At 68.2% G+C, this 23,634-nt stretch carries 20 protein-coding genes and 1 pseudogene; 16 read left to right on the top strand and 5 right to left on the bottom strand.

From position 1 onward, the window contains the following. Positions 1 to 223: 223 nt before the first annotated feature. The 4 genes from EV691_RS03490 (at position 224) to EV691_RS03475 (ending at position 4,941) form a co-directional block, all read left to right on the top strand. A complete protein-coding gene (locus tag EV691_RS03490; protein WP_131298842.1) occupies positions 224 to 592 on the top strand; it encodes a hypothetical protein in 369 nt (122 codons plus the stop codon). Positions 593 to 595: 3 nt separating this feature from the next. Continuing rightward, complete coding sequence (locus tag EV691_RS23735; RefSeq protein WP_131298843.1) at positions 596 to 1,525, top strand: hypothetical protein; 930 nt, start codon at positions 596 to 598, stop codon at positions 1,523 to 1,525. A gap of 1,654 nt (positions 1,526 to 3,179) precedes the next feature. Continuing rightward, positions 3,180 to 3,440 (top strand): hypothetical protein, encoded by a 261-nt coding sequence (locus tag EV691_RS03480; RefSeq protein ID WP_131298844.1) that lies wholly within the window; start codon positions 3,180 to 3,182, stop codon positions 3,438 to 3,440. A 1,288-nt stretch (positions 3,441 to 4,728) separates the two neighbouring features. Continuing rightward, positions 4,729 to 4,941, top strand: coding sequence for a hypothetical protein (locus tag EV691_RS03475; RefSeq protein ID WP_089169228.1), 213 nt, complete (start codon positions 4,729 to 4,731; stop codon positions 4,939 to 4,941). Between the two features lie 340 nt (positions 4,942 to 5,281). On the opposite strand, the gene EV691_RS23250 is transcribed toward EV691_RS03475, so the two are convergent. Then, the gene (locus EV691_RS23250) at positions 5,282 to 5,443 is read right to left on the bottom strand and encodes a hypothetical protein (protein WP_157731479.1); all 162 of its coding nucleotides are present in this window, start codon (positions 5,441 to 5,443) and stop codon (positions 5,282 to 5,284) included. 344 nt (positions 5,444 to 5,787) lie between these two features. On the opposite strand from EV691_RS23250, the gene EV691_RS03470 reads away from it, so the two are divergent. The 9 genes and pseudogenes from EV691_RS03470 to trmA all read left to right on the top strand — a co-directional run bounded on the left by EV691_RS03470 (position 5,788) and on the right by trmA (position 17,623). After that, complete coding sequence (locus EV691_RS03470; RefSeq protein WP_089169230.1) at positions 5,788 to 6,003, top strand: hypothetical protein; 216 nt, start codon at positions 5,788 to 5,790, stop codon at positions 6,001 to 6,003. 556 nt (positions 6,004 to 6,559) lie between these two features. Further along, entirely contained in the window at positions 6,560 to 7,489 is a 930-nt protein-coding gene (locus tag EV691_RS03465) for an ABC transporter substrate-binding protein (protein WP_131298845.1), read from the top strand. Beyond that, on the top strand, positions 7,483 to 9,867 hold the full coding sequence (locus EV691_RS03460; protein WP_131298846.1) for a putative bifunctional diguanylate cyclase/phosphodiesterase: 2,385 nt from the start codon (positions 7,483 to 7,485) through the stop codon (positions 9,865 to 9,867). The genes EV691_RS03465 and EV691_RS03460 overlap by 7 nt, the downstream gene beginning before the upstream one ends. A 75-nt stretch (positions 9,868 to 9,942) precedes the next feature. Next, positions 9,943 to 10,185, top strand: a complete 243-nt coding sequence (locus EV691_RS03455) for an exodeoxyribonuclease VII small subunit (protein WP_131298847.1) — start codon at positions 9,943 to 9,945, stop codon at positions 10,183 to 10,185. After that, complete coding sequence (gene ispA / locus EV691_RS03450; protein WP_131298848.1) at positions 10,182 to 11,069, top strand: (2E,6E)-farnesyl diphosphate synthase; 888 nt, start codon at positions 10,182 to 10,184, stop codon at positions 11,067 to 11,069. Before EV691_RS03455 ends, ispA begins: the two co-directional genes overlap by 4 nt. A gap of 116 nt (positions 11,070 to 11,185) precedes the next feature. Beyond that, positions 11,186 to 13,072, top strand: a complete 1,887-nt coding sequence (dxs, locus tag EV691_RS03445; protein WP_131298849.1) for a 1-deoxy-D-xylulose-5-phosphate synthase — start codon at positions 11,186 to 11,188, stop codon at positions 13,070 to 13,072. A 60-nt stretch (positions 13,073 to 13,132) separates the two neighbouring features. Continuing rightward, positions 13,133 to 15,030 (top strand): annotated as a pseudogene (locus EV691_RS03440) (TonB-dependent receptor domain-containing protein). A 111-nt stretch (positions 15,031 to 15,141) separates the two neighbouring features. Continuing rightward, positions 15,142 to 16,437, top strand: a complete 1,296-nt coding sequence (locus EV691_RS03435; protein WP_131298850.1) for an NCS2 family permease — start codon at positions 15,142 to 15,144, stop codon at positions 16,435 to 16,437. A gap of 97 nt (positions 16,438 to 16,534) precedes the next feature. Then, positions 16,535 to 17,623: a tRNA (uridine(54)-C5)-methyltransferase TrmA gene (gene trmA / locus EV691_RS03430; protein ID WP_131298851.1), complete on the top strand. Its 1,089-nt coding sequence runs from the start codon at positions 16,535 to 16,537 to the stop codon at positions 17,621 to 17,623. A gap of 7 nt (positions 17,624 to 17,630) precedes the next feature. Here the strand turns inward: trmA and EV691_RS03425 are convergent, their stop codons facing one another. Next, positions 17,631 to 18,146 carry a DUF4345 family protein gene (locus EV691_RS03425; protein WP_131298852.1) on the bottom strand — a complete coding sequence of 172 codons (516 nt, stop codon included), beginning with the start codon at positions 18,144 to 18,146 and terminating at the stop codon, positions 17,631 to 17,633. Positions 18,147 to 18,330: 184 nt separating this feature from the next. Between EV691_RS03425 and EV691_RS03420 the strand changes: the two genes are divergently transcribed. Beyond that, on the top strand, positions 18,331 to 18,765 hold the full coding sequence (locus EV691_RS03420) for a DUF411 domain-containing protein (protein WP_131298853.1): 435 nt from the start codon (positions 18,331 to 18,333) through the stop codon (positions 18,763 to 18,765). 63 nt (positions 18,766 to 18,828) lie between these two features. Then, complete coding sequence (gene ypfJ, locus EV691_RS03415; protein ID WP_039805950.1) at positions 18,829 to 19,683, top strand: KPN_02809 family neutral zinc metallopeptidase; 855 nt, start codon at positions 18,829 to 18,831, stop codon at positions 19,681 to 19,683. A gap of 27 nt (positions 19,684 to 19,710) precedes the next feature. On the opposite strand, the gene EV691_RS03410 is transcribed toward ypfJ, so the two are convergent. The 3 genes from EV691_RS03410 to EV691_RS03400 all read right to left on the bottom strand — a co-directional run bounded on the left by EV691_RS03410 (position 19,711) and on the right by EV691_RS03400 (position 22,055). Then, positions 19,711 to 20,307 (bottom strand): HAD family hydrolase, encoded by a 597-nt coding sequence (locus tag EV691_RS03410; protein ID WP_131298854.1) that lies wholly within the window; start codon positions 20,305 to 20,307, stop codon positions 19,711 to 19,713. Next, on the bottom strand, positions 20,304 to 21,176 hold the full coding sequence (tesB, locus tag EV691_RS03405) for an acyl-CoA thioesterase II (protein ID WP_131298855.1): 873 nt from the start codon (positions 21,174 to 21,176) through the stop codon (positions 20,304 to 20,306). Before tesB ends, EV691_RS03410 begins: the two co-directional genes overlap by 4 nt. A 102-nt stretch (positions 21,177 to 21,278) precedes the next feature. Beyond that, positions 21,279 to 22,055 carry a ferredoxin--NADP reductase gene (locus EV691_RS03400; protein ID WP_131298856.1) on the bottom strand — a complete coding sequence of 259 codons (777 nt, stop codon included), beginning with the start codon at positions 22,053 to 22,055 and terminating at the stop codon, positions 21,279 to 21,281. 136 nt (positions 22,056 to 22,191) lie between these two features. On the opposite strand from EV691_RS03400, the gene EV691_RS03395 reads away from it, so the two are divergent. Continuing rightward, positions 22,192 to 23,316, top strand: coding sequence for a methyltransferase (locus tag EV691_RS03395; RefSeq protein WP_131298857.1), 1,125 nt, complete (start codon positions 22,192 to 22,194; stop codon positions 23,314 to 23,316). Positions 23,317 to 23,634 lie beyond the last annotated feature (318 nt).

Below are 23,634 nucleotides of genomic sequence, written 5' to 3'. Positions count from 1 at the left end.
GGGAACACACCACTTTGAGATAAAGAGGCGTGCTTTCCCTTCCCGAGCCGTTTCGTCCTGGTGCTTGTTCCTGTTCCCCGGTTCCCATGGCGGGGAACGTGTTCCCTGCCCCTTGGGGAACGCTGTAACCCGCGTGGCACTAGGGCTACAGCGTTTTGTTCCCCCGTTCCCCCGGATTTTTCGTTTTTAGAGAAACATGTGATGAGTAACGCGAGAGAGGCCCATGACCCTACTGGCGGAACTGTTCGAACTGCTGGAAAGCGAGCCTGAAAAGTCAGGCATCTGCAACGAAAAGACCGACAACTTCATCGCTTCGGCGAACGTGGTGAAGGTCGCCGCGCTGGCGCCTGCCATCAACGATCACCAGAGCGCCCCGGAGCCGCGACAGACGACGACGGCAGCACCGGCAGCACCGGCAGCGCCAATCCCAGCGCCAGCAGCGGAGCACCCGGCAGAGGCCCGCCGCAACGCCTGGACGATCACCCGAGGCGGGAAGCCGATCTGCACCATGGTCGGCGAGCCGTCCACCCGTACCGAAGCCTTGGCCGAAGCGCGCTGGCGCTGGCCGGATGCCGACATCCTGGAGAACTGATTCATGAACACGACCACGAAACAGCGGGTTTCAGAAGAACAGCGCCGCCGCGTGCTCGATCTGCGCCGCCGGATGTCGCTGCGCGAGGTGGCCGCCGAGACGGGCTTGCCGCTGGGCACGGTGAAGACCCTGGTTTCACGCTCCGGCGCCTTCCGCGACAACCTGGAGCACCGGGCCTTCTTCACCCTGCCGCCTTTCCGCCCCAGCGCCGGCACGGACATGAGCACGCGCACCGCGCCACCCCAGCGGGCCATCACTGGCGACAAGGAGGTCGACGCCATGCTGTGGCTGCGCGAGTGCATAGAGACGGGCGACGAGGCGTTGATCGGCATTGCCCTGGAGGCGTCGAAGCGGATCACCACGCCGCATGCGGAGCTGGAACAGCGCTTCCGGGAATGGGAGTGGAAGCCGTACCGCCTCGGCCTGAAGCCGGGCATTCCGCCCTTCCGCATCCATGGGCTTCACGAGTTGGAGAAGCTGGCCGGGGAGTCGCTGGCGCTGGCGAGGGATCGCGCCGAGGCGGCCGGACGCTTCGCCAACGTCAACGCGGACACTGATCAAGAGCACTGGTGTTGCGTGGTGCTCGCCGGGCTGGAGCCGGACGATTTCGACCTCTACGACGACGACGAGGTAGCCGAGCGCTTCAAGGCCCACCCCGAGTGGCTGCCGCATACCTTGGCTGACTGCCTGCACGAGCTGGACTACTGGAACAACCTGTGGCGCCTGCGCCGGGCCAGCCCCGAGGCGCCGGGCGCCTACGCCTACCAAGGACCGGAAGAGGCGAGCGCCAGGCGGTTCTTCGTCGAGGACATGCTCGCGGAGATTCGCCCCCGCAACCGCGACGAGGCCAAGGCCGTGCTGCGCCACGTCAACGCTCACCACTACCTCGACGGCGCCAAGGGTGATGCCATCCTCGAAAACCTGATCGGGTAGGCCCGCCAACCGGCTGCCGCGCTCGCCGCGGTGGCCAGCACCGGCCAGGCGTCACGCGCTGTCACGACAAGTCACGCACTGTCACCAGTTGATCGCCCCCAGCCCTGCCCTGTCACATCGACGGCATAGCCCTATCTGGGCACTGGCCGGCACCAGACAGGCACCGGGCCGGGCATCGCCAAGGTTGTGCCCGGCACTGGCGTGAAACGCTACCTCGCCGTTACTTCACCGTTACACGACCGCGACCCCACCGTTGCGCATCCGTTGAACGTCCGCTGAGCGTCCGCTGAGCGTCCGCTGAACGGACGTTGAGCATTCGATGAGCAGACGACGACTGTTCGACGAGTCGTCGGCGAGCTGCTGGCGCCTGGCCGATCACCTGAGAGAACGCCCTGATCCGGGGCACCCTTGCCTAGCACCACCCCAAGCCGGCGGCACCGCCATGGTCTGCCATGCCTTCGAGTGAGCCAGACCAGCACCGGGCCAGGCATCGTCAAGGCGCTGCTCGGCACTGGCGTAAAACGCTACCTCGCCGTTACTTCACCGTTACACGACCGATACCCTACCGTTGTGCATCCGTTGATGCGTCGCCTACATGTGCGGAAGATGACGAGATACTGATTCTCGGCAGCCACACAAATGCTAAGCAAGTCCTACTGTATTTGATGGCTATTCTTGCATCTTCAACTTAGGGAAGGAGGCGCTTTGATGGCTACTCTGTATACATTTGTATGCACTGAAAGCGGCAAATTGACATGGCGTCGTGGGAGTTCTTTATTCACGCGCGCCATGGAGGATGGCAGTGTAAAAAAGTGGATTCTGCCAATTCTAAATAATGATGAAGAATGCAAGATTATTGGGAATTTGGCGCTACCTCGGATCTATCAGACGCAAAAATCTAGATAATTGTTTCGAGACTCGGTTGCTGGAGCTGATTGTCGCTCTGCTCTGGTAGCTGGAGAGCTATCGGCGAAATCTGCCGGTAAGCGCCTTGGTGGCTGGCCAGTCAAGCCGATGCCGACCTGGCTCCCTGTCGAGCAATACGCGCGCGCGAGACGGAGCGATTCGTTCTCCCTACCAGCTGTGCCACCAAGCCGCACGCAAGCCAGCCAGCACCGCCCCGCCGTCATGGCCGGTATGGGAAGGCAGGAGGCGAGCGCTTCAAGCGGTATGAGGCCGGTATCGTCCGTATCGAGGTATTCACTTGAGGCCGCACCAGCCGCTGCCCCTGGCGCTTTTCGGGAACTCCAAAAGAAGAAGACCAGACGACCTGCGGGAAGGCTGTGCGCTGTGACATGTCACATGATGCGGGGCGAATGTCAGAGCTGACAGGGAGAGCGACCAGCACCTGTTAGCAGGAGTTCGCTGGAACTGGCTGGCGTAGGCTCTCCCTCCAGCGCCTTGATGCGATCAAGCTTGAAAGTGGTGAGCTGCCAAGCCATCGTCTCTATCAATACATTGATTCGCTTTTCCGCATCCTGGAGGAGATGGGAACCTGCGTGACAGGTACATCCTCAAAGGGAACACATCTTGATTCCGCCCTAAGTCGAAACCTACTGTTCACTTTGATTTAGTTAACTCGACTCGTCGTCGAAGCCCCTTTGCTCCAAAATCCCGTTGATCTATATCTCCCCATGCAAGGAAAACATGAGGCATGAAGAAGGTGATCGTTACTAGAAAGGCGCTACAGGCACGGATTGCCAAGCATCTGAAATCATATGGCCAGACTCTGCGCCTCGATAAACGTATGAAGGTTTATTACATTCTTGAAGGCGAGCGGATCATCGATTCGCGTCTCACCTTGGAAACTCTGGGGCAGTCGACTGGATTGCTCCAACCTTTTGAGCAAGTGGAGGGGGAGCCACTCAGAGTAAAACTGACCAGGGATCAGCACCAACCCAGAGCATTTTTCTAAAATTCCGGTTCATCGTTCTATAAGGCGATCTTGATCGTGATGCCGCTGGCGCCCGGTTTTTCTGGACAGATTCGGATGGATTGCCGCCGGCTATCTTGACCGGGCCTTGACGGATCAGCCCTCGCTGGCTGCTGATCAAAGTGAGATTTCCCCACTTCGCCGCCGAGCCGCTGGCCGATCTGCGAAAACACCCCATGGAGGAGTGGAGGCAGCCCGGCAACGTGGTAACTCCACCAGAGCCAGCGGCAATGCCTTGATTGGCCAAGCCTGCAACTAAGCTATGCCAGCCAAGGCAGTGACCAGCACCGGACCACCACCGGGCCGAGCATCGCCTTGGCAGTGACAGGCCCCTCCGTCACGGGCCCTTCCGGCCCCCGCCACCCCCTGCGGGTGATTCGAGCCCCGACTCTGGACTACATACGGGCGATCTGCCGCCGGCCTGTTTCCGGTTCCGGTTTTGCCTGGAAGCCGCGCCAGCAGTCGCACAGAGGCCGATGGCCATGCGGAAACGACCGAACATAGCCAGCAGGGAGGGGGAGGCTCGAAACTTTCAGCCCTTGCGCGCCTAGACCGCGCCCTGAAGTCTTTTTTCACGCCCGCGAAATTAAAAATTCGGGAGTTGGCCGATGGCAGGCCACCGCGAAAGGCGCAGGCGCAGCCGGGGGGACCCTGGCACCCCTCCCACCCCCGCGGGGAAGGCGTCGAGCCGCGCGGTAACCGACAATTTTTCGATTTTTCGGATGCTCCACCACAACCCTTTCTTCGATCCGCTGGAGGCCGCGCAGCCTCTGGCTTCCAGACGTTTGACAGGGGTGGGCAGGGTGAGCATTTGCCGAAAGCCAATGTACAAGAGGATCACCACTCGCGAATCGCTGGAAGCCGCGCCGCTGCTGGGCTGACGCCGATCCGCTGGCTTGTGTGGCTTGTACATCGGTGCTTAGCTGTCTGCGCGCGGGGCTGACTGTCCGCAGATCGGACTTTGAGCCGCCCCCGGCGCCAGTACATATCCGGAAAGTCGGGAATGATCGCCGGCCAATCCGGGGCGGGCATCCAGTTTGCCGCTGGCCGATCTGCTGCGCCAGTGCTGGCGAGTCGACTGAGCATCGCCAAGGCCGCGCTTGGCAACGGGCCCACTGTCAAGACAGTGACCAGCACCGGACGTTAAGCATTAGAGCCCGTTACCGTAACTGCTAACCGTCAAACGATCCCGGATTAATGCGGGCTTTTCATTACCTTGTCATGCGGGACATGGCAGTTTGGCGCGCCCAAAAACCTAGAGATCCGCTGAATGGCCAAAACTTGGCGCATCACGCTCGACGGGCAGTCCTACAACATTACCCACTCAGAGCTGCTGACCGACCACCTGGGACAGTGGTCGCTACATCTATCGTATGGTAGAGAGATCATCAAAACTCTGTGCGGCTCCTATCAACACCTGCGCGAGCTGTTCGACCAGTGCAAGGCTGTCGGTATCCACTGCGAGCGCAACAGCGTGGATTGACCTGCTTCGCTCGCAAGAGCAGTACGCCGGATATGGGAAAACACCCCATGCAAGCCGCCTGTAAAGCGCGTTTACAGTCCTGCCCGGCTTTGCGAAAACCAACCCAATGGATGAGGCCGGCACGGTAAGAACACGGTAAGGCCGGAGGGGTGGCCATGATGACCACACCCCAAGGCATCCCCGCGTAAAGCCGGGGAAATCCCGGAATAGCACGCGCCAGCTGATCCGGTAGCCGATGGCCTGGCCTGATCCTGTTCGCGTCTGGTGCTGGCGCTGGTGGCCGATGGGAGGGGGTGGGTTGAAACTTCGAGGCTCGCCGCGCCGGAAACCGCCCGATCCCTCACGTGTAAAAAATCTCCCCGTTAACGGAAGTCGTTAACTTAACTGTTAACAGGGAGGGAATCGCCGCCCTGGTGCTGGCGCTGGTTTCCATCGAGGTTTCCACGCAGGTTGCCAGCAAAACAGCGGCAACCGTCACGCACCCTTCACGCAGGATCGCCACGCACCGGCCCGCCTTGGTGCTGCCCTGAGTGGCGAGAGCGCCACACTGAGGCAGGCCCGCCAGCAGGAGGCGGATGGTCCGGTTCTGGACCATGCCAGGAGGGGCGCGAACATTGGCCGGAAGCTCGGCTGATCCACTCGGCCCGTGTGCGTGTGGGACTGGCTGAAGGGGGGCGATTTGCCCCCCTTGCGAAACAACCCGCCCCGCGTGCTCGTGGGGCTGGCTGCGCTCCCCGCTGGCCGATCACCGGAAGGGCGCCCCGATCTGAGGCCCCCATGCCGAGCAGTACGCGCACGCGAGGGGCTGGCACACTACGCCGACAGACCATCAGCGAGGCCAGCACCATGACCGCCATTCAGCGGGACTACCTGGACGACTACGACCGCCAGCGCAAGCCAGCACCATTCCCCCGCGACCTGGCCGCCGCCATCGCACGCAAGGCCGAAGCCATGGCCCGCCGTTTCGAGGAGCAGGCCGCCGCGCAGTTGGTGAGGGACGCCCAGCGCGCCCTGCGCCGCGGGCAGTCACCGGAGAGCATCGCGCAAGAGCTGGGACTGTGACTGCTGGCGATCGATTGCGCCGCCCGCTGTCGCCCTGCTGTGGTCGCTGGAGAGCTACCGGCGAAATCTGCCGGCTACTGTATGAATAACCAGTTACCACCAGCGCCAGCCAGAAGGTAGCGTGGAGTCGCCGCCCCCTGGTGCCGATCACCGCATAACCACCAGACCACCAGACCACCAGCGGCGGAACACCGGTGGAGATCACCATGGGCGATGGAGTGACGACGATCACCAGCGCCAGCAGTGCGTCACCCTGGTGGCGATCATTGAGGCCGGCGGATGGGGGAACACTTCACGCGTCGCCAAAGTGGGGGAACAAATGGGGGAACAAATCGAGTATCGGCCTCAAAGTCAAGAAACTGCGCGGCCTACAGCGAAAAAAACGCCGGCCACAAGCCGGCTTTTTTATTTTCAGCATCGCGAGCCGTGCGAATTCCAGCAGCCCTTTCCCCTTATTGCCGGCCGTTTCTTGATGCGAGGCAACTTTTTGAAGTGCCTCGATTCACGCAGCCATGCACTTTCGCTAACGTGTCGCTTCCCTGGTTGGAGTGACAGGATGCGCATCCTCCTGCTGGCGCTGATTCCCCTGGCCCTGCTGGCCTGCAAGATGGAACCGGACACGATCCGCATCGGCGGCAATCGCTGGCCCGGCTATGCCCCGCTGTATCTGGCCGACGAGTTGCAATGGCTGGAGCCGGCCGGCCTGCGGCTGGTCGAATACCCCAACGCCAGCGGCGTGCTGCGCGGCTTCCGCAACGGCCTGCTGGATGCCGCCCTGCTCACCCTGGACGAAGCCCTGACGCTGCAGAGCAGCGGTCTGGACCTGGAGATACTGCTGGTCACCGACCTTTCGGCCGGCGCCGATGTGCTCTATGCCCGGCCGCCGATCCTTGCGCCCGCCGACCTCAGGGGGCGGCGCGTCGGCGTGGAAAGCAGCGCCCTCGGGGCCTTCTTCCTGTCGCGCATCCTCGACCGGACCGGCCTGCGGCCCGACGAGCTGAGCGTCGTCAGCCTGCCGATCCACGAACAGGCCGCCGCCCTGGGCGCGGGTCGCGTCGATGCGCTGGTCAGTTTCGCCTCCCAGGGACCGACCCTGGAGGCGCTCGGCGCCCGGCGCATCTTCGACAGCCGCGAACTGCCCGGCGAAATCATCGACGTGCTGGTGGTCGACCGCCGGCGCGTCGCGGCCGGACAGCGCAGGCGCCTGAAGTCGCTGTGGTACGAAGCCCTGCACCTCTGGCAGGCGTCCCCCGACTGCGCCGGCCCGGCGCTTGCGCAGCGTCTGGGGCTGGGCACGCAGACCCGGCAGGACAGCCTCGCCGGGCTGCTGGCGGGCGATCCCGCCCTCAACCGGCAGATGCTGGCGGACGGCCGCCTGCTGCGCAGCATCGAACGACTCAACCGCTACATGGTCGAACACCGGTTACTGTCCCGCCCGGCCAGGCCACGGGAACTGCTCGCCAGCTGCGGGGCCTACGGATGCTGACCCAACTTGCCCAACTGTCTCTGCGCAAATCCCTGCCGCTGCTGCTCGGCCTCTTCGCCCTGCTCTTCACCCTGCTGCTGACCACGCTTTACCTGCCGCGCAGCATCGACAAGGAGCTGCATGCTTGGCGCAGCCACACCAACCAGCTGCTCGTGCTGCTGCAGAGCACCCTGAGCAACCACCTGCGCCACGGCCGCCAGGCGGAGCTGGAAACCGCACTGGCCGACTTCGCCAGCCTGCGGGGCGTCCGCTGGGCCATGGTGGCCGACCCGCAACTGCGGGTGCTGGCGGCCACCCGCCTGGGCCTCGCCCCCTGGCAGCTCGGCATCGCTGCCGAGCGGGTGCAGGCACAGCTGGCCAGCGGGCATCCCGCCTGGCTGGAGCACGCCAGCCAGCGCTATCTGGCCATCCTCCCGCTCGACCAGATCAGCCAGCGCAATGGCGAGAGTGGCGAGGCGCTGCTGGTCGATCTGGACTTCAGCCCGCTGCTCAGCCAGACCCGCCTCGAAGCCTGGCTCTACCTCGGCCAGATCCTCGTGCTGCTGCTGCTCGGGCTGGCCCTCAACCGCCTCTACCACCGCCTGATCACCCGGCGCCTGGCGCGCATCGACCGCGCCGCCCGGCGTTTCGCCGCCGACCAGCAGCCGCAGCCGGCCGCGGTCGACGGCCACGACGAGATCGGCCAGCTGGCCGAGACCTTCAGCCAGATGATGGGCCAGCTGCACGAGCGCCAGCAGGCTCTGCAGGACAGCGAGCAGCTGATGCGCGAGCTGTTCGACAGCTCGCCGGCTGGCATGCTGGTGGTGAGCGGCGGGCTGCGGGTGGAGCAGGCCAATCCGGCGGCGGCGGCGCTGTTCGGCTGCGCGCCGGAGGACTTGCCGGGCAGGCGCCCGCGCGACCGCCTGCTGACCGGCGACTCGCTCAAGCGTCTGCTGCGCACGCCGGCCAATAGCCCGGTGGAGCTGGCCGGCCTGCGCCAGGGCCGGGAACTGCCGCTGGAGGTCACCTGGACGCCCTTCATGCGTGACGGCCGCCAGCGCTACCTGCTCCTGCTGCGCGACATCAGCGAACGCCTGCAGGCCGAGCAGCGCCTGCGCTTTCTCGCCCATTTCGACCCGCTGACCCACCTGGCGAACCGCCATTGCCTGGTCCAGCGCCTGGAGCAGCTGCTGGCCGCCCACACCCCGCTGAGCCTGCTGTTTCTCGACATCGACCACTTCAAGCGGATCAACGACACCCTCGGCCACGAGGTCGGCGACCGCCTGCTGGCGGAGATCGCCCGGCGCCTGATCCGGCTGGTTCCCGAGCAGGCCCTGGTGGCGCGCTCAGGCGGCGACGAGTTTCTCCTGCTCCTCGAGGGGCGCACGGCACAAGAGGCCCGCGAGCTGGCCGAAACCCTGCTGCGCGACTTCAAGGCGCCCCTGCAGCTCGGCCAGTATGAATGCTTCGTCACGCCCAGCATCGGCATCACCGGCTGCGCCGGCCAGGGCGACGCCACCGAACTGCTCAAGCAGGCCGACCTGGCCCTCTACGCCGCCAAGGATGCCGGGCGCAACCGCCTGGCCGTCTACAGCCGCCCGCTCGGCGAGGCCGCCGAGCGCCGCCTGCAGCTGGAACAGGAACTGCGCCGCGCCCTCGACCGGCAGGAATTCGTCCTCCACTACCAGGCCCAGGTCGACGACCAGGGCCGCCCGCAGGTCATGGAGGCCCTGCTGCGCTGGCAGTCGCCGAGCCGCGGGCTGGTGCTGCCGGGCGAATTCATCCCGGTGCTGGAGGACAGCGGGATGATCATCGAGGCCACCCGCTGGGTGTTCCGCGAGGCCTGCCGCCAGGCCCGCCGCTGGGCCGAGCAGGGCCACGCGCTGCGCATCGCGGTCAACCTGTCGCCGCTGGACTTCCGCCAGTCCGACCTGGCCGGCACCCTGCTGGCCATCCTCGCCGAGGAACAGACCCCGCCCGAGCTGCTCGAACTGGAGATCACCGAAAGCGCCCTGCTCGATGCCGGCGAGGAGGTCCAGCGGACCCTGGCCAGCCTCAAGGCTGCCGGCCTGCCGCTGCTGCTCGACGACTTCGGTACCGGCTACGCCTCGCTCACCTACCTGCAGCAGTTCCCCTTCGACGGCATTAAGATCGACCGCCAGTTCGTCGCCGGCCTGCCGGACAGCGAGCACTCGGTGGCCCTGGTGCGCGGCATCCTGACCATGGCCAGGCACCTCGGCCTGCACGTGGTGGCCGAAGGGGTCAGCAACGAGCGCCAGGCCGCCTTCCTGCGCTTCAACGGCTGTCCCAGCCTGCAGGGCTATCACTACTGCCGCCCGCAGCCGCCGGCCGACATCGAGCGCGACTGGCCCCGCGAGGCGCCCGGCCGCCGGCGTTAGCGTTTGCCGCCCCGCCCCGGCTCTGCTAGTGTCGCCGCGTTTTTTCAGAAGTGCCGCCGACACAGGTTCCCGCCCATGGCCCGCAAGAAAGCCGCCGTCGATTTCGAAAAATCCCTCGCCGAACTGCAGCAACTGGTCGAGCGCCTGGAGGGCGGCGAGCTGTCGCTGGAGGACTCCCTGGCCTGCTTCGAGCAGGGCATCCGTCTGACCCGCGACTGCCAGGCGGCGCTGGGCCAGGCCGAGCAGAAGGTGCAGATCCTCCTGGAGCGCGGCGGCACCCTCGAACAGGCCCCCTTCGACGCGGACAGCCAAACATGATCGCGACCTATCAGAAGCAATGCCAGGCCCGCGTCGACGCCGCCCTGGAAAGCCTCCTGCAAGCCCCGCGCGACGAGCTGGCGCGGCTCTACCAGGCGATGCGCTACAGCGTCGTCAACGGCGGCAAGCGGGTCCGCCCGCTCCTCGTCTACGCCGCCTGCGAGGCGCTCGGCGGCATGCCGGAGCGGGCCGAGGGCGCCGCCTGCGCGGTGGAGCTGATCCACGCCTACTCGCTGGTCCACGACGACCTGCCGGCGATGGACGACGACGACCTGCGCCGCGGCCAGCCGACCACCCACAGGGCCTTCGACGAGGCCTGCGCGATCCTCGCCGGCGACGGCCTGCAGGCGCTGGCCTTCGAGGTGCTCGCCGATCCCCGGCGCAACCCCGAGGAAGCCGGGCTGCGCCTGGAGATGTCGCGCACCCTGGCCCGGGCCGCCGGCCCCGCCGGCATGGTCGGCGGCCAGGCCATCGACCTCGAGGCGGTCGGCCGGGCGCTCGACCAGGGCGTCCTGGAAACCATGCACCGGCACAAGACCGGCGCGCTGATCGAGGCCAGCGTGCGCCTCGGCGCCCTGGCCAGCGGCCGGGCCGACGAAGCCAGCCTGGCCGCGCTCGCCGACTATGCGCGGGCCATCGGCCTGGCCTTCCAGGTGCAGGACGACATCCTCGACGTGGAAAGCGACACCGCGACCCTCGGCAAGCGCCAGGGCGCCGACATCGCCCGCGACAAGCCCACCTACCCCGCGCTGCTCGGCCTCGACGCCGCCAAGGCCTATGCCCTGGCCCTGCGCGACCAGGCCCTGAGCGCCCTCGAAGGCTTCGACGCCGGCGCCGAGCCCCTGCGCGCGCTGGCCCGCTACATCGTCGAACGGCGCCACTGAGCGGCGCCGCAGCCCCTGCGACCATCGGCGAAGCCCGAGCGCTGCCAACGAATATCTAGACGTTGCCGCGATCGGGTAAAATGCCGCCTCTTTTTACCTCCCGTAACAATCCTCCGATGCCCAAGACGTTCCACGAGATTCCCCGCGAGCGCCCCGCCACTCCCCTGCTGGACCGCGCCGCGACGCCCGACCGGCTGCGCCAGCTCGGCGAGGCGGAGCTGGAAGTGCTGGCCAACGAACTGCGCCAGGACCTGCTCTATACGGTCGGACAGACCGGCGGGCACTTCGGTGCCGGGCTCGGCGTGATCGAGCTGACCATCGCCCTGCACTACGTCTTCAATACCCCCGAAGACCGTCTGGTGTGGGACGTCGGTCATCAGGCCTACCCCCACAAGATCCTCACCGGACGCCGCGAACGCATGCTCACGCTGCGCCAGAAGGACGGCATCGCCGCCTTTCCGCGCCGCTCGGAAAGCCCCTACGACACCTTCGGCGTCGGCCACTCCAGCACCTCCATCGGTGCGGCGTTGGGCATGGCCATCGCCGCGCGGATGAAGGGCGAGCAGCGCAAGTGCATCGCCGTGATCGGCGACGGCGCGCTGACCGCCGGGATGGCCTTCGAGGCCCTCAACCACGCCTCGGACGTGCAGGCCGACATGCTCGTGGTGCTCAACGACAACGACATGTCGATCTCCAACAACGTCGGCGGGCTGTCCAACTACCTGGCCAAGATCCTCTCCAGCCGCACCTACGCCAGCATGCGCGAGGGCAGCAAGAACATCCTCTCGCGCCTGCCCGGCGCCTGGGAGATCGCCCGGCGCACCGAGGAATACGCCAAGGGCATGCTGGTGCCCGGCACCCTGTTCGAGGAGCTCGGCTGGAACTACATCGGCCCGATCGACGGCCACGACCTGCCGATCCTGCTCGCCACCCTGCGCAACATGCGCGATCTCAAGGGACCGCAGTTCCTCCACGTGGTGACCAAGAAGGGCAAGGGCTTCGCCCCGGCCGAGGCCGACCCCATCGGCTACCACGCGATCACCAAACTGGAGCCGGAAGGCAGCGAACCGAAGAAGCCCAAGGGGCCGAAATACTCCAGCGTCTTCGGCCGCTGGCTGTGCGACATGGCCGCCGCCGACCCGCGGCTGGCCGGCATCACCCCGGCGATGAAGGAAGGCTCCGACCTGGTCGCCTTCAGCCAGCGCTTCCCGGAGCGCTACTTCGACGTGGCCATCGCCGAGCAGCACGCCGTGACCCTCGCCGCCGGCATGGCCTGCGACGGCATCAAGCCGGTGGTGGCGATCTACTCGACCTTCCTGCAGCGCGCCTACGACCAGTTGATCCACGACGTCGCGGTGCAGAACCTCGACGTGCTGTTCGCCATCGACCGCGCCGGCCTGGTCGGTGAGGACGGCCCGACCCACGCCGGCAGCTTCGACCTCTCCTACCTGCGCTGCATCCCCGGCATGCTGGTGATGACCCCCAGCGACGAGAACGAGCTGCGCCGGATGCTCACCACCGGCTACCTGTTCGAGGGCCCGGCGGCGGTGCGCTACCCGCGCGGCAGCGGCCCGAACGCACCCATCGAGCCGGGCCTGGAGCCCCTGCCGATCGGCCGGGGCGTGCTGCGCCGGCAGGGCCGCAAGGTGGCGCTGCTGGTGTTCGGCGTGCAACTGGCCGAGGCACTGCAGGTGGCCGAGACGCTGGACGCCACGGTGGCCGACATGCGCTTCGTCAAGCCGCTGGACGAGGCGCTGGTGCGCGAACTGGCCGCTGGCCACGAGCTGCTGGTGACCGTCGAGGAGAACAGCATCATGGGCGGCGCCGGCAGCGCGGTGGCGGAATTCCTCGCCGCCGAGAACATCGTCAAGCCGATCCTCCACCTGGGCCTGCCGGACTACTACGTGGAGCACGCCAAGCCCGCCGAGATGCTCGCCGAATGCGGCCTCGACGCCGCCGGCATCGAAGCGGCGGTGCGCCGGCGCCTGGCGCAGCCGGACTGAACCAACCAGACAGGGACGTCGAATGGAAAACCGCCAGCGCGCCGCCGTCGAAGGCGCACCATGACGCGCTCCCGTCTCGCCCTGGCCGCGCTCCTGCTGCCCGCCCCCCTCCTCGCCGCCGAACCGGCCGACGCCCCGCCGGCCTACCGGCTGCCGACCCAGGCCGTCACCTCGCCAAAGTCCGCCGATTTCGCCGAACCGGCGAGCGCCGCCGCCACGCTGTTCGAGCGCGACGACATCGAGCGCCTGCAGGTGCAGAGCGTGCCGGAGCTGCTGAACCGGGTTCCCGGCGTCACCGTGGTCCAGGCCGGCGGGCGCGGTGCGCTGAGCGGCGTCTTCATCCGCGGCGCCACGCCCACGCAGACCCTGGTGCTGGTCGACGGGGTGCGCATCAATGCCGCCGTCAGCGGCCTGGCCCGCCTGGAATTCCTCGACCCCGGGCGCATCGAGCGCATCGAGGTGATCCGCGGCCCGCAGGCCAGCCAGTACGGCGCCGATGCCATCGGCGGGCTGATCCGGATCACCACCCGCCGCGGCGAGTCCGGGCTGCAGCCGCGCCTGCGCCTGGCGGCCGGCAACCGCGGCAGCTTCGAGCGCGAGCTGGGCCTGTCCGGCGGCGACGACCGGACCCGCTTCGACCTCGGCGCCAGCCAGGCGGAAAGCCAGGGCTTCGACCGCGGCTCCGACGACCGCGGGCGCGACGCCGACCATGACGGCTTCCGCCGCCGGGCCCTCGACCTGACCCTCGAGCACCGTTTCACCGACAGCCTGCAGGCCGGGCTGACCTGCTCGACCAGCGCGGCGAAAGCGAGCTGGACGACGTCCACCGCTTCAGGCCCGGCGATCCCTACGAGCGCTTCGCCGTCAGCAGCCTCGCCGCCCATCTCGAGGCCAGGCCGACCGATGCCTGGACCAGCCGCGTCGAGGCCGGCCACTTCGAGAACAAGAGCGAGAACCGCGACGACCACAATGCCGTCAACAACTACAGCTTCAACACCTACCGGGACTCGCTGACCTGGTTCAACACCCTGCGGCTCGACGAGCGCCGCCAGCTGCTGCTCGGCGCCGAGTGGTACGAGGAGCGCCTGAACAGCGATCGCGAGTACGCCGAGAGCCGGCGCTGGAACCGCGCGGCCTTCGTCCGCCACAGCTACCGGGGCGAGGGTTTCGGCGCCGAAGTCGGCCTGCGTCACGACGACAACCAGCGCTTCGGCAGCGAGGACAGCTGGAGCGCGGCGCTGAGCCTGGACGTGGCAGCGGCCACCGAACTGGCCCTGAGCTACGCCGAAGGCTTCCATGCACCGAGCTTCGGCCTGCTCTACTACCCGCGCACCCCGCTCTACGGCGGCAATCCCGACCTCTCGTCGGAGCGCTCGAAGAGCTACGAGATCGCGCTGCGCGGCGAACACCTGCAGACCCGCTGGAGCCTGTCCGCCTACCGCACCGAGGTCGACGACCTGATCGTCGTTGCCAGCCGGCCGGACAGCTTCTTCACCCGTCCGGAGAACATCGACCGGGCACGCCTGCAGGGCCTGGAGCTGGCCCTGTCGCGCGACCTCTTCGGCTGGCAGGCGGCGCTGGCCGCCAGCCTGGTCGACCCGCGCGACCGCGACAGCGGCCACACCCTGCCACTCCGGGCCCGGCGCAACCTGAGCCTGGACCTCGACCGCCGCTTCGGCGCCTTCTCCGCCGGCCTCTCCTGGCAGGCGGTGTCCAGCCGCTACGACGACGACGCCAACGACCACCAGATCCCCGGCTACGCCCTGCTCGGCCTGCGCGGCAGCTGGCAGATGACCCCGGCGCTGAAGTGGCAGGCCAAGATCGACAACCTGCTGGACAAGGGCTACTCGCAGGCGCTCTACGACCGACCGAACACTCCCCTCTACACCAGCGTCGGCCAGCACGAGTACCGCCAGGACGGCCGCAGCGCCATGCTCTCGCTGACCTGGACGCCGTAGCCCGGCAAATTTTCGCCGCTCCGCCGAGCTGCTATCATCCGCAGCCCTTTTGCGCGGCGCGGCGCGATCTGCCCAGCCTTTTCCCGAACCAGGGCACCGACGGAGATCCGCATGCTGGAGAAGCTGTTCCGACTCGAGGCGCACGGCACCACGCTGCGCACCGAGCTGCTGGCCGGCCTGACCACCTTCCTGACCATGGCCTACATCCTCTTCGTCAACCCGAGCATCCTCAGCGAAACGGGCATGGACAGGGGCGCGGTGTTCGTCGCCACCGCCCTGGCCGCAGCGATCGGCTCGGCGCTGATGGGCCTGATCGCCAACTACCCGATCGCGCTGGCCCCCGGCATGGGCCTCAACGCCTTCTTCACCTACGGCGTGGTGCTGCAGATGGGCCACAGCTGGCAGGTCGGGCTCGGCGCGGTGTTCCTCTCCGCCTGCCTGTTCCTGCTGATCTCGGTGCTGCGCATCCGCGCGTGGATCATCGACAGCATCCCGCTGGAGCTGCGCCTCGCCATCGGCGCCGGCATCGGCCTGTTCCTCGCGCTGATCGCCCTGCAGAACGCCGGCATTGTCGTCGACCATCCGGTGACCCTGCTGACCCTCGGTGACCTGACCGAGGCCCCGCCAGTCCTCGCCGCGCTGGGCTTCCTCTTGATCGTCACCCTGGAAGCGCGGCGAGTCCCCGGCGCGGTGCTGCTCGGCATCCTCGCCGTGACCCTCGTCGCCGTCGGGCTTGGGGTCACGCCCTTCGCCGGGCTGCTGGCGCTGCCGCCGTCGCTGGCGCCGACCCTGCTCCAGCTGGACATCGCCGGCGCGCTGGAGATCGGCCTGGTCAGCGTGGTCTTCGCCTTCCTGTTCGTCGACGTGTTCGACAACTCCGGCACCCTGATCGCGGTGGCCCGCCGCGCCGGGCTGATGGCGCCGGACGGCCGCCTGCCGAAGATGGGCCGCGCGCTCATCGCCGACAGCGCCGCGGCCCTGGGCGGCGCGCTGCTCGGGACCTCGACCACCACCAGCTACATCGAGTCCGCCGCCGGGGTGAGCGCCGGCGGGCGCACCGGGCTGACCGCCTGCACCGTCGCCGTGCTGTTTCTGCTCAGCCTGTTCTTCGCCCCGCTGGCCGCCAGCATTCCGCCCTTCGCCACCGCGCCGGCGCTGCTGTTCGTCGCCGTGCTGATGGTTTCCGCGCTCGCCGAAGTCGACTGGAGCGACCTGACCACCGCCGCGCCGGTGCTGGTCACCGCCCTGGCCATGCCGCTGACCTACTCGATCGCCAACGGCATCGCCTTCGGCTTCATCGCCTGGAGCGCAATAAAACTGCTCGCCGGCCGCCGCCACGAGCTGAACCCGGCGCTGCTGATCCTCGCCGGGCTGTTCGTGATCAAGCTGGGCTGGTTCAACGCATGAGCCGGATTGGATGCGCCTGCCACGTCGATGCCGGCCCCCTGAAAACCAGCAGCCGCAATCAAGCGCCTATCCGCCCCCGCAACCTACGAGTAACCCCATGAGCCTCCCGCACTTCGATCCCTCGCACTACGACACCCAGCTGGCCGGGAAGAAAGCGCGCCTGGCCGAATTGCTGGCGCCCTTCGCCGCGCCGGAGCCTGCGGTGTTCGACTCGCCCCGCGAGCACTACCGCCTGCGCGCCGAGTTCCGCCTGTGGCGCGAGGGCGAGGAACGCCACTACGCGATGTTCGATCCCGGCGACAAGCGCCAGCCGATCCTCCTCGACGACTTTCCCATCGCCAGCGAGCGCATCAACCGGCTGATGCCGCCGCTGAAGGCCGCCTGGCAGAACAGCGCGGCGCTCGCCTTCAAGCTGTTCCAGGTGGAGTTCCTCACCACCCTGGCCGGCGACGCGCTGATCACCCTGTGCTACCACCGCCCGCTGGACGCCCTCTGGCAGACCGCCGCCGAGCAGCTCGCCGCGGAACTGGGGGCGAGCATCGTCGGCCGCTCGCGGGGCCAGCGGATCGTCGTCGGCCGCGACTACGTGGAGGAGGAACTGGAGGTGGCCGGACGGCGTTTCCGCTACCGCCAGCCGGAAGGCGCCTTCACCCAGCCCAACGGCGTGGTCTGCCAGAAGATGCTGAACTGGGCCTTCGAGGCGCTCGGCGAGCGCGACGACGACCTGCTGGAGCTGTACTGCGGCAACGGCAACTTCACCCTGCCGCTGGCGACCCGGGTGCGCCGGGTGCTGGCCACCGAGATCAGCAAGACCTCGGTGAACGCCGCGCTGGCCAACCTGGACGACAACGGCGTGGACAACGTGACCCTGGTGCGCCTGTCCGCCGAGGAGCTGACCCAGGCGCTCAACGAGGTGCGCCCGTTCCGCCGGCTGGCCGGCATCGACCTCAAGGGCTATGACTTCGGCAGCGTGTTCGTCGACCCGCCGCGCGCCGGCATGGACCCGGACACCTGCGAGCTGACCCGGCGCTTCGAGCGCATCCTCTACATCTCCTGCAACCCGGAAACCCTGGCGGCGAACATCGCCCAACTCCACGACAGCCACCGCATCGTGCGCTGCGCGCTGTTCGACCAGTTCCCCTACACCCATCACATGGAGTCGGGCGTGCTGCTGGAACGGCGCTGAGAGGCGCTCAGTCCTGTCGCGCCTGGTCGGGCCGGTCGAGCGTCGGCTCCTGGCGGCGCTGCAGGCGGCCGAAGTCGTCGTCGAACTCGCCCCTGGGTAGCTCTGCCGGCGGGAGCGGCACGGGCGGCTCCGCTGCGGGCGCGGACTTCAGCCGGTACAGGGCGAGCAGCGCCAGCAGCGCGCTGCCCACCTTGTAGGCCAGCGCGCCAAGGTCCAGATTGCGCAGGGTGCCGCCATCCAGCCACAGCGAGCCCAGGCGCGCCAGCACCAGCGCCGCCTGCATCGTGATCAGCAGCACCAGGGCGCTGCGCAGCCGTTCCGGGCGGCGGGTCGACCACAGCAGGAACAGCGCCAGGCCCAGCTGCAGGCCACCGTAGTAGACCCGGGTGTTGCTCACCGAGACCGCTTCCATCAGCAGCATGCCGTTCAGGTTGGCCATTTCGTAGGGGCGCAGCCAGTAGGCCAGGCCCACGCCGCCCATGACCACGACCTGGACCAGCAGGACGATTCGGGCGAAAAGCATGTCGGTTCTCTCCATCAAAAAAGGATGCGCCGCGTCCCAACCGGGACGGCATTTGGCCATCTGTGCATCGGTCCACAAAAGACCCGCTCCTGCATCATTCGTTCGCCACAGCGGACATCCCGGCAGGCTTGGGCTGCCGAAAGGGAAGGACTATCCTGCACGCCTGCCCCAGCCGGAGATCCCCATGCGCCGCCTCGTCCTGCTCGCCCTCACCCTCGCCAGCGCCGTCCAGGCCGCCGAGCCCGTCGCCATCGATGTGTACCGCGACCCCAGCTGCGGCTGCTGCCAGGACTGGATCCGGCACCTTCAGGCCAACGGCTTCGCCGTCACCGACCACGTCGAGACGAACATGAACGCGGTCAAGTCCCGCCTCGGCGTGCCCTACAGCCTGGGCTCCTGCCATACCGCGGTGATCGACGGCAAGTTCGTCGAGGGCCATGTGCCGGCCGCCGACATCCTCAGGCTGCGCCGCCAGCCCGATCTGATCGGCGCCGCGGTGCCGGGCATGCCGGTCGGCTCGCCGGGCATGGAAATCGGCGACCGCCAGGATGCCTACCAGGTGATCGGCGTCACCCGCGGCGGCGAGCAGCGCGTGCTCGCCGACTATCCGGCGCACTGATCCCTGCCCCGGCAGCAATCGACCTAGACTGAGGGGTATCGTTCAAGCCAGGGGGATGCCGCCATGCGCTGGAAACGGGCACGACGCAGCGACAACGTGGTGGATGCGCGCGGCGGTGGCCTGCGCTTCGGCGGCAAGGGCCTGGGCCTCGGCGGCATCGCGCTGGTGGTGATCGTCGGCCTGCTGATGGGCCGGGACCCGGGACAGATCCTTACCGAACTGACCACCCAGAGCTCGGTCGATTCGCGGCAGGCCGGCGCACCGCCCGCCGGCGACGAGCACGCCGAATTCGTCCGCGCCGTGCTCGGCGACACCGAGGACACCTGGCGAGCGCTGTTCCAGCAGGCCGGGCGCGAGTACCGGGACCCGGCCCTGGTGCTGTTCAGCCAGGGCGTGAACTCCGCCTGCGGCTTCGCCAGCCAGGCGGTCGGCCCCTTCTACTGCCCCGCCGACCAGCGGGTCTACCTGGACCTGGCGTTCTTCGACGAGCTGGCCCGGCGCTTCGCCGCCGCCGGCGACTTCGCCCAGGCCTACGTGATCGCCCACGAGGTCGGCCACCACGTGCAGACCCTGCTCGGCGTCTCCGCCCGGGTGAATGCCGCCCGGCAGCGCGGCGAGCCTCTGGAGGGCGCGACCGGCCTGCAGGTGCGCCAGGAGCTGCAGGCCGACTGCCTGGCCGGCGTCTGGGCCCATCATGCCCAGCAGCGCCTGGAATGGCTGGAGCCCGGCGACCTGGAGGAAGCCCTGAACGCCGCCAACGCCATCGGCGACGACCGCCTGCAGCGCCACGGCCGCGGCCAGGTGGTGCCCGACTCCTTCACCCACGGCACTTCGGAGCAACGGGTGCGCTGGTTCAAGCTGGGCTTCGAGGGCGGCGAGGTCAGGCGTTGCGACACCTTCCAGACCAGCAGGTTGTGAGGCGCGGCCGGCGCCCTTGAGGCAGGCTCAGCCCACCGGCAGCTGCGCCAGCAGCTCGAAGCAGTCGCGCACCTGCCAGTCGGTCAGCTCGGGCCAGGGGTTTGCCGCCGGGCAGACCAGCACGGCGTGCGCGCCGGCGCCGCGCGCGCACTCCAGGTCGTTGCGGTAGTCGCCGACCATCACCAGCTCTCCGGGCGCCACGCCCCAGGCCGCGGCCAGCTGCAGCAGGCCGCCGGGATGGGGCTTGGGCGGCGCCTCGTCGCGACCGACGATGTCCGCGCGGGCGAAGCAGTCGGCCAGGCCGATCGCCTGCAGGGTGAGCAGCGCCAGCTCGTGGGCATTGCGGGTCAAAAGGCCTAGGCGGCAGCCGCGCCCGTGCAGGGTGCGCACCAGCTCCACCGCGCCGGCGGCCGGGCGCGCGGCCAGGGCCAGCGCGCGCTCGTGCTCGAGCAGCCAGGCGTGCTTGGCGGCCGCCTGCGCCGCCGGCAGGGCGGCCAAGTGATGGAGGATGTCGTCCTCCGGAGGGATCTCCAGGGCGTGGCGGATGGCGGCGAAGTCGTGCACGGCGACGGTCAGGGTGCCGTCCATGTCGAACACCCAGTGGCGGGCGGCGGCGAACCTCATTGCCAGTCCTCGCGCCGGCGGATCAGGCCCTCCTGGGCCATCGAGGCGACCAGCCGGCCGCCGCGGTCGAACACGTGGCCGCGGGCGAAGCCGCGGGCGTTGGCGCTCCAGGGGCTCTCCACCGCGAACAGCAGCCAGTCGTCCAGGCGCAGGTCGCCGTGGAACCACAGGGCATGGTCGAGGCTGGCCACCTGCATGAACTTCTGGAACACCGACACCCCGTGCGGCTGCAGCGCAGTGTTCAGCAGGGAGAAATCCGAGGCGTAGGCGAGCAGGTAGCGGTGCAGCTGCGGATCGTCCGGCAGGCGTCCGTCGGCGCGGAACCAGGCATAGCGGATCGGCGCGCAGGGCTCGGGCGAGAAGGGATTGACCCGGGTCACCGGGCGGATCTCGATCGGCTTGGCGCTGATCGCCCAGTCGTGGAGGCGCTCCGGCAACTGGTCGGCGACCTGCCGCGCCAGCTCGGTTTCCGAGGCCAGCCCTTCCGGCCCCGGCACCTCGGGCATCGTCGGCTGCTGGTGTTCGAGTCCCTCCTCGCCGGCCTGGAAGGAGGCGGAGCAGGTGAAGATCGGCCGGCCCTTCTGGATCGCGGTGACCCGCCGGGCGCTGAAGCTCTTGCCGTCGCGCAGCGGGTCGACCTCGTAGAGCACCGGCAGGCTGGCGTCGCCGGGGCGCAGAAAGTAGCCGTGCAGCGAGTGCACCTGGCGGCCGGGCTCGACCGTCTGGCTGGCCGCCGACACCGCCTGGCCGAGCACCTGGCCGCCGAACAGCTGGCGCAGGCCGAGGTCCTCGCTGCGGCCGCGGAACAGGTTTTCCTCGATGGGCTCGAGGCTCAGCAGGGCGACCAGGTTGTCGAGAATCTCCGTCATCGGCTGTATCCCTCACGCAAGGCTTGGCGGCGGCCGGACGGCCGCCCGAGGGATACGACTTTGCCAGTGCCGGCCGTCCGGGCCAAGAGGAATACCCTTCCGCTACCAGTAGTTTTCCACCGCCACCTGGCCCGGCTGGCGGTTCAGGCTGAGCTGCAGGCCACGCGCCTTGAGCAGCGTCCGGCAGTCCTTGATCATCTGCGGGTTGCCGCAGAGCATCAGCCGCGAGTGCGCCGCCTCGATCGGCAGGCCGGCGGCGCGCTCCAGTTCGCCGCTGTCGAGCAGCGTGGTGATGCGTTCGTGCAAGGCGCCGGGCACCGTCTCGCGGGTCACCAGCGGCAAGTAGCGCAGCTGCTCTTCGCCACCCGGCGCCTGCATGCGCGCCGGCAGCCCGGCGATCTGCTCGCGGTAGGCCAGCTCGCCCGCGGTGCGCACGCTGTGCACCAGCAGGATGTGCTCGAAGCGCTGCCAGACCTCCGGGTCACGCAGGATCGAGAGAAAAGGCCCGAGCCCGGTGCCGGAGGCCAGCATCCAGAGGTCGCGGCCGTCGGGGAAGCGCTCGAGGGTCAGGAAGCCGTAGGGCTGGCGCTCGACGAACAGCGTGTCGCCGGGTTTCAGGCGGCGCAGCTCGCTGGTGAACTCGCCGCCCGGCACCACCACGGAGAAGAATTCCAGCTGCTCCTCGGCCGGCGCCGAGACCATCGAATAGGCACGCCAGACGCTGTTGCCGTCGGCCTTGCAGAGGCCGAGGCGGGCGAACTGGCCGGCGCGGAAACGGAACTCCGGCGGGCGCGTACAGCGCAGGCTGAACAGGGTGTCCGTCCAGGGCCAGACCTCGAGCAGCGTCTGCCGGGTGAACTTGTCTTCGCTGGCGGTCATACTTCGCTCCTCGTTCGCCGCCGGTATCCGGGCGAACGCCATGACTGTGTCCGGGCCGGCGCTCGCGGCCGGGGCGGATCGACCGCCCGGCGAAGGCGCCGGCCTCTCTTTTGGTATAGACAAGCGCCGTCCCGCCATGCCCATTCTCGACACCCCGTTCGCCCGCCTCGAGCTGCAGCGCCAGCCGCCGCGGCGCGACGATCCCCTGCAGGCCTTCGACGCCGCCGACGAGTACCTGCTGCAGCACCAGCACGAACAGGGCCTGCCCGCCCAGGCGCGGATCCTGGTGCTCAACGACGCCTTCGGCGCACTGGCCTGCGCCCTGGCGGGCCATGCCCGGGTGACCAGCAGCGGCGACTCCCACCTGGGCTGGCTGGCCCTGCAGGACAACCTGCGACGCAACGGCCTGGCGGCGGACGCGGTGACCTTCGTGCCGGCCAGCGCGGTCGCCGAGGGGCCTTTCGATCGGGTGCTGATCCGTGTGCCCAAGACCTTGGCGCTGCTCGAGGAGCAGCTGATCCGCCTGCACGGCCGGCTAGCGCCGGGCGCCCAGGTGATCGCCGCCGCCATGCTCAAGCACCTGCCGCGTGCCGCGGGCGACCTGCTGGAGCGCTACGTCGGCCCGCTGCAGGCCTCGCTGGCGGTGAAGAAGGCGCGCCTGCTGTTCGCCACGCCGGAAGAAAAACCTGCCCCGCGCTCGCCCTACCCGAGCCGCTACCGCCTCGACCAGCCGCCCATCGAGCTGGCCAACCACGCCAACGTGTTCTGCCGCGAGGGGCTGGACATCGGCACCCGCGCCTTCCTCCCCCACCTGCCGCGCAACCTCGGCGACGCGCGGGTCGCCGACCTCGGTTGCGGCAACGGGGTGCTGGCCATCGCCTGCGCGCTGGCCAATCCCGAGGCGCGGCTGACCCTGGTCGACGAGTCCTACATGGCCGTGCAGTCGGCCGAAGAGAACTGGCGCGCCGCGCTCGGCGCGCGGCCGGTGGAGATCCGCGCCGCCGACGGCCTGGCCGGGCAGGCGGAGCAGTCGCTGGACGTCGTGCTGTGCAACCCGCCGTTCCACCAGCAGCAGGTGGTCGGCGACTTCCTCGCCTGGCGCATGTTCCAGCAGGCACGGGCGGCGCTGGTGCCGGGCGGCGCGCTGTGGATCGTCGGCAACCGCCACCTGGGCTATCACGTCAAGCTCAGGAAGCTGTTCTCCCGCGTCGAGCAGGTGGCGGCGACGCCCAAGTTCGTCATCCTCAAGGCGACTCGCTGAACAGGGAACGAGCAGCTCCGCCCAAGGCCCGCCGCGGGCGGACCCGAGCCCTTCGTGCGCAACTTATCCACAGGCTGCTTCACAGTTTCGCTGGACACATCGATAGTATCTGCAGACCCGTTGAGGCCGAACGCACATTTCCCTTGACGCCAGAAAAATCGCCTGCTCCAGGATATTCACCGCTCTCGATGCGCAGTCTTCCGCCGGTCCCGCCGCAAGCCGCGGCGCGTCCCGGGCAGGCGATTTGTTCCCAGGCTTATCCACAGGCCTTTTCACAGAAATTGCGGAAATTCCCCACGCCAACTGGGTGCTTTCCCG

The organism is Azotobacter chroococcum, assembly GCF_004339665.1.
Lineage (GTDB): Bacteria > Pseudomonadota > Gammaproteobacteria > Pseudomonadales > Pseudomonadaceae > Azotobacter > Azotobacter chroococcum.
This window is presented reverse-complemented; position numbering and strand designations above follow the sequence as displayed.